Raw genomic sequence first — 6,051 nt, forward strand, 5'->3', positions numbered from 1 at the left:
TGGTCGTCGGCCGCGGGTAGGTGGGGGAGCCGGAGTGGACGGCGGCGGTGTTCGTCGCGGATCCGTTCGGGGGAGCGGGAAAGCGGATGTACCGGACCGGCGACCTGGCGCGGTGGAACGCCGACGGCGAGCTGGAATGCCTGGGCCGTCAGGACAACCAGGTCAAGATCAACGGCTTCCGGGTCGAGCTGGGCGAGGTCGAGACCGCGCTGCGGAAGCTGCCGGGCGTGCGGCAGGCGCTGGTGCTGCCCCGGCCGGCGGCCAGCGGTGGCAAGCAGCTCGTGGCCTACGTCGTCGGCGCGGATCCGGACGGCACGGCGATCCGGGCCGAGCTGGCGCGGACCCTGCCCGCGCACCTGGTGCCCGCCGCGGTGCTGGCACTGCCGGAGCTGCCGGTCGCCCCGAACGGCAAGGTGGACCTGAACGCGCTGCCGTCACCCGCGGTCGCCACCGGGGCCGCCGAAGCGGAAACACCGGAGGAGCAGTCCCTCGTGGCCGCGTTCGCCGCGGCGCTCGGCGTCCCGGCCGGGGTCGACGACGACTTCCTCGCCCTCGGCGGCGACAGCCTCGCCGCGGTCCGGCTGGTGGTCCTGGCCCGCCGCGCCGGGCTGGCGCTCGACACCCGGCAGGTGTTCGAGCTGGGCACCCCGCGCAAGCTCGCCGCGACGGCGGCGGGCGCGGCGGCCCCGGCGATCCCGGTGCGGCCCCTGGTCGCCCTGCACCACCACCAGCTCAACCGGCTGCGGGCGGTCCACCCCGGCCTGACCGAGATCCTGCCGGTGACCCCGGTGCAGCAGGGCTTCCTGTTCCACCGCCTGCAGGAGACCGACAGCTACACCGAGCAGCTGCGGCTGGAGCTGTCCGGCCCGGTGGACGCGGCGGCACTCCGCGCCGCGGCCGCCTCGGCGCTGCGCCGGCACGCCCCGCTGCGGGCCGCGTTCGAGGTCGCCGGCCTGCCGGAACCCCTGCAGGTCATCGTGGACGACCTCGAGCCGCCGTGGCGCGAGACGGACCTGCGCGCGCTGGCCCCGGCCGAAGCGCGGGCGCGGGCGGACGTCCTGGCCGAGAAGAGCCAGGCCACCCCGTTCGACGTGCGCACGCCCCCGCTGCTGCGCCTGCACCTCGTCCACCTGCCGGGTGGCACCGCCCACCTCCTGCTCGACTACCACCACCTCCTGCTCGACGGCTGGTCGGTGACGCTCCTGGTCCGCGAGCTCCTGACACCGGCCGCCGGCACCCCGGCACCGCCGCTGCGTGACTGGTTCCGCGTCCTGCGCGCCAAGGACCGGGACGCCGCGTCCGCGGTCTGGAAGTCCACATTGGACGGCCTGACCCCGACCCTGCTCGCCACCCCGGCTCCGGGCTCGTCCCCTTCGGAACACCACGTCGTCGAGCTGCCGGCCCCGGTGACGGCCCGCCTGGTGGAGCTGGCGAAGACCGACCGGCTGACGATGAACACGATCGTGGTGGCGCTGTGGGGTGCCGTCCTGGCCGCCGAGACCGGCGGGCGGCCGGCGGTGTTCGGGACGACGGTGTCCGGTCGGATGGCCGAGGTGCCCGACGTGGAGCACCTCGTCGCGATGCTGGTCAACACCGTGCCGGTGGTGGTGCAGGTGGTTCCCGGCGAACCGGCGCGGGCCTTCCTGCGGCGGGTGCGGGCCGAGCGGCTCGCCCTGGCCCCGCACGAGCACCTCGGCCTCGGCGCGATCCGGCGCCTGGCGTCCTGGGACACGGAGTTCGACACCCTGCTGGTGTTCGAGAACCCCGACCTGCTGCTCGATGACCCGAGGATCGTCGACGTCCGCCACAGCGACGACACGCACTACGCGCTGAGCCTGCTGGTCACCCCGGGAGAGACGCTGCGGATCGCCTTCACCCACCGGCCCCACCTCATCCCGGGAACCCGGGTCCGCCGGCTGGCCGACGCGCTGGTCGCGCAGCTGACCACGCTCGCCGGGGGCGAGGAGAAGCCGGTAGGCGCCTGAGCGTCACCCCGCCAGTGTCGACCTGGCCGTGATCTCGCCGAACGACCGCAGATCCGAAACCCCGAGCCGCTCCGCCAGCGCCGCCGTCACCGGCCCCAGCGCGCCGTCGTGCGGCACCGGCGAACCCGTCGCCCCGAGGATCCACACCCCGCCGCACTGCGGGCGGTACGCGCACTCGACCGGCGAGCCGTCCACCGGCACCGTCACGGTCCGCACCTCCGGTCCGAGATCGCTCCCCGGCACCTCGATCCACAGCGACGCCGACGGCGTTTCGCGGACGACCTCCCGGTACACCTCCTCCACGTCCTGCCACCGGACGCCGGCCGCCTCCGGACGGTGGTCCTGCACGGCCCGGTTGAGCAGCCGGGTCGGGAACTCCGGCCAGCCGGGCCGGACGCCGATGCCCGAGACGTGCCGCGGGTTCAGCTCGGTGGCCACGAACCCGTCCTCGCCGGACAGGCCGTCGACGCTGAACACGCCGGTGTAACCCAGCGACGCCGACAGCTCCTCGCCGACGCGACGGGCGTAGCCGCGCAACGTCTCCGTGCGGGCCGCCGACGGCCGCCAGGCCGTCGAGCAGCCGCCGTACACGAGCTGTCCGGTGCTCGGCCGGTGGAGGGTGATCACCTCGATCGGGTCGAAGACCGCCACCCCGTCGTCGAAGACCATGCCCATCAGGCTGCACGGGACGCCGGGGACGAAGGTGGCGAGGCGGACGCGCTTCGTGCGCACGCGCAGGGCCTCGACCGCCCGGTCCAGCTCGGCCCGGGAGCGGACCCAGCGCAGGCCCTGGGAGCTGCCCAGGACGTCCAGGCTGGTGTCGATGGCGATCATCACGCCGTGGCCGCGATCCAGGGCCACCGCGGTGGCGGCCAGGCCGGGGTCGTCGACCTCGACGATCGCGTGCGGCGGGGCGGGGATGCCGACCCGCTGCCACAGCTCGTCGATGCGGGTCTTGTCCTCCCACCCGGCCCACTGCGGGCGCCAGTGCCCGTAGGCCGGACGGCCGCCCAGCTCGGCGAACTCCCCGTAGGTGGTGCCGAGGACCTCCCACTCGCGGCCGGGGTCGAGGCCGTCGAGCCAGTCGACGACCTCGGGCGGCTTGGTCGCGAGCCAGGCCTCGTACTGCCGGTGCGTCATCGTCAGGCCGTGCTCGGCGCAGCTGAACACGTGCTCGGCCGGCGGGTCGTCCGCGCGCGGCACGGTGTTGATGACGACGGCCCTCAGCCGGGCGCCGGACAGCCGCAGCTCTTCGGCGAGCGCCTTCATGCCGCCGTTGAAGTGGTTGACGGCCAGCACGACGTCGCGGCCGGTCCAGCGGGCGCGCATGTCGTCGATGACGCGGGCGAGGCGGTCCTTCGGCGTGCCGCTCACGACGCGTCCATCTTCTGCCGCAGGCTCAGCGGCCGCATGTCGGTCCACACGCGGTCGATGTGGGCGAGGCACTCGTCCTTGGTGCCCGAGGTGCCTTCGGCCCGCCACCCGGCCGGCACGTCGGCGTCCGCGCGCCAGATCGAGTACTGCAGCTCGTCGTTGAGCACGACCACGAAGGTCTGCTCACCGGTTTCCGCGGCTGTCATCGGTCCTCCATCGGTGTGGTCCGGTCGTCCGCGAGCAGCGCGGCGACCTCGTCGTCGGTCAGGTCGGCCAGTTCTTCCAGTGCCCGGCGCAGCTCGTCCGGGTCGGCCTGCTCGAGCTGCGCGGCCCGCACGGTCGCGGCCAGGTCGGCGACGGTGGTCCCGCCGCCGAGCAGATCGCCCGCGGACAGCTCGACGCCGAACTCGCGGCGCACCCGGGCCACCACCCGGGTGGCGAGCAGCGAGTGCCCACCCAGCTCGAAGAACCCCCGGTCCACCGACACGTTCGGCAGGTCGAGCACCTCGGCCCAGATCTCGGTGAGCACCCGCTCCACGGGGTCCCGCGGCGCGGTGCCGCCGGCCGGGACGACGGCGGGCTCGGGCAGGGCGGACCGGTCGAGCTTGCCGGTGCGCCCGGTCGGCAGCGCGGGCAGCCGGACGAACGCCGACGGCACCGCCGCCGGCGGCAGCAGCTCGCCGAGGAACGCCCGCAGGGCACCGTCGGGGACGTCGTCGACGCCGGCGAGGTAGGCCACCAGCCTGAGTTCCGCGTCCGGCCCGGGCCGCGCGTCGACCGCGACGGCGGTGACCCCGGGATACCCGGCGAGGGCGGCTTCCACCTCGGCCGGTTCGATCCGGACGCCCCGGATCTTGACCTGCTGGTCGAGCCGGCCGAGGAACTCCAGTGCGCCGTCCCCGGTCCAGCGGGCCCGGTCGCCGGTGCGGTACAGCCGGCCGCCGGGTGCGAAGGGGTCGGGGACGAACCGCTCGGCGGTGAGCGCCGGGCGGCCGAGGTAGCCGCGGGCCACCTGCACGCCGCCGATGCAGAGTTCGCCCGGCACCCCGACCGGCGCCGGGGCCCCGCGCGGATCGAGCACGTACAACCGGGCGCCGGTGATCGGGCGGCCGATCGGCAGCCGGGGCCGCGTCTCGTGGGCGGGCGTGATTTCGACGGCGGTGACGTCGATGGCCGCTTCCGTCGGCCCGTACAGGTTGTGCACGGCGACCTCCGGCAGCAGCCCACGCAGGCGGGCTACGGTCGACGGCGGCAGCTCTTCTCCACTGCACACGACCCGGCGCAGGATGCCCGCGCACCCCGCGACCGAAGGCTCTTCGACGAACGCCCGCAGCATGGACGGCACGAAGTGGCACGTGCTGACGCGGCGGTCGCGGACCAGCGCGGCGAGGTAGGCGGCGTCGCGGTGGCCGCCGGGGCGGGCGAGCACGACGGTCGCGCCCACCGACAGCGGCCAGAACAGCTCCCAGCCGGCCACGTCGAAGCCGATGGGTGTCTTGTGCAGCACCGGTTCCCCCGCGGTGAGCCCGTACTCGGCCTGCATCCAGCGGATCCGGTTGACCAGCCCGGCGTGCTCGTTCATGACGGCCTTGGGAGTGCCGGTCGTGCCGGAGGTGTGGAGCGCGTACACCAGGTTCCCCGGGACGGCGGACGGCTCCGGCCGGTGCGCCGGGTACGGGGCCGCGTCGCTTACGAGGACGGTGTCCTGGCGCGGGGCGAACTCGCGGTCGGCGAGCACCACGACCGGCCGGACGTCCGCCAGTTGCGCGGTCAGCCGCGCGGTGGGGTTGGCGGGGTCGAGCGGCACGTAGAACCCGCCGGCCTTGAGCACCGCGAGCAGCGCGACGACCAGGTCGGCCGAGCGCGGCAGGCACACGGCGACGGCTTTCTCCGGGCCGACGCCGCGCTCCCGCAGCAGCCACGCGAGGCGGTTGGCCTCGGCGTCCAGCTCGCCGTAGTCGAGCGTCCGGTCCCCCGCCACGGCCGGCGCGCGCGGTGCCCGGTCGGCCTGCCGTTCGAACAGTTCGTGCAACAGCCCCGGTGCCGCGGGCGCGGCCTGCGCGCCGCTGAGGACACCGGTGATGCGGGCGCGCTCGGTCTCGTCGAACAGCGGGACGTCGTCGACGGGGACGCCATCGAGGTCGGCCACGGTGCGCAGCACGTGGAGGAAGGCGTCGGCGAAGCGGCGGGCGGTGTCACCGGACAGCAGGTCGGCGGCGTGGGTGAGATGTCCGCGGAGGCTGCCGTCGGCCTGCTGGGTGAGGTGGACGGCGAGCTCGAACTGCGCGCCGGGGGCGGGCAGTTCGAAGGCTTCGGCCCGCACGTCGCCCGCTTGCCACGGCTGCAGCGGCACGTTCTGCAGCGCCAGGACGGCCCGCACGAGCGGGGCGCGCCCGTCGGACCGGTCGGGGTCGAGCAGCCGGACGATCTCGTCGAGCGGCACAGCTTGGTGTCGTTGCGCGGCGAGGCAGCGGGCCCGCACCCGGTCGAGCAGGGTGGCGAAGGCGGGGGCGCCGGAGGTGTCGAGGCGCAGCGGCAGGACGTTGACGAACAGGCCCACCGCGCCGGCGTCGGCGTGGTCCCGGTTGGCGGCCGGGGCCCCGAGCACGAAGTCGTCCTGCCCGCTCCACCGGGCCGCAACGACGCCGAGCGCGGTCAGCAGCACCATGAAGGGCGTGGCCTGCCGCGCGGC

4 protein-coding genes are annotated in these 6,051 nt (G+C 75.0%); 1 reads left to right on the forward strand and 3 read right to left on the reverse strand.

The features are described 5' to 3' along the window. Positions 1 to 20: 20 nt before the first annotated feature. Positions 21 to 1,985, forward strand: coding sequence for a condensation domain-containing protein (locus tag CCN39_RS26190; RefSeq protein WP_244211010.1), 1,965 nt, complete (start codon positions 21 to 23; stop codon positions 1,983 to 1,985). Positions 1,986 to 1,988: 3 nt separating this feature from the next. On the opposite strand, the gene CCN39_RS26195 is transcribed toward CCN39_RS26190, so the two are convergent. The 3 genes from CCN39_RS26195 to CCN39_RS26205 form a co-directional block, all read right to left on the reverse strand. Continuing rightward, a complete protein-coding gene (locus CCN39_RS26195) occupies positions 1,989 to 3,359 on the reverse strand; it encodes an ATP-grasp domain-containing protein (RefSeq protein ID WP_086846290.1) in 1,371 nt (456 codons plus the stop codon). After that, positions 3,356 to 3,565 (reverse strand): MbtH family protein, encoded by a 210-nt coding sequence (locus CCN39_RS26200; RefSeq protein WP_086846292.1) that lies wholly within the window; start codon positions 3,563 to 3,565, stop codon positions 3,356 to 3,358. Before CCN39_RS26200 ends, CCN39_RS26195 begins: the two co-directional genes overlap by 4 nt. Beyond that, positions 3,562 to 6,051 (reverse strand): non-ribosomal peptide synthetase (locus CCN39_RS26205; RefSeq protein WP_143264146.1); only part of this gene is annotated, 2,490 nt, incomplete at its 5' end. The genes CCN39_RS26200 and CCN39_RS26205, both read right to left, overlap by 4 nt.

This window comes from Amycolatopsis kentuckyensis, from assembly GCF_002155975.1.
In the GTDB taxonomy this organism is placed as follows: domain Bacteria; phylum Actinomycetota; class Actinomycetes; order Mycobacteriales; family Pseudonocardiaceae; genus Amycolatopsis; species Amycolatopsis kentuckyensis.

Excerpts from the sequence above, each read along its gene's own strand:
- CCN39_RS26200 (WP_086846292.1), bottom strand. The coding sequence starts at position 3,565 with ATGACAGCCGCGGAAACCGGTGAGCAGACCTTCGTGGTCGTGCTCAAC.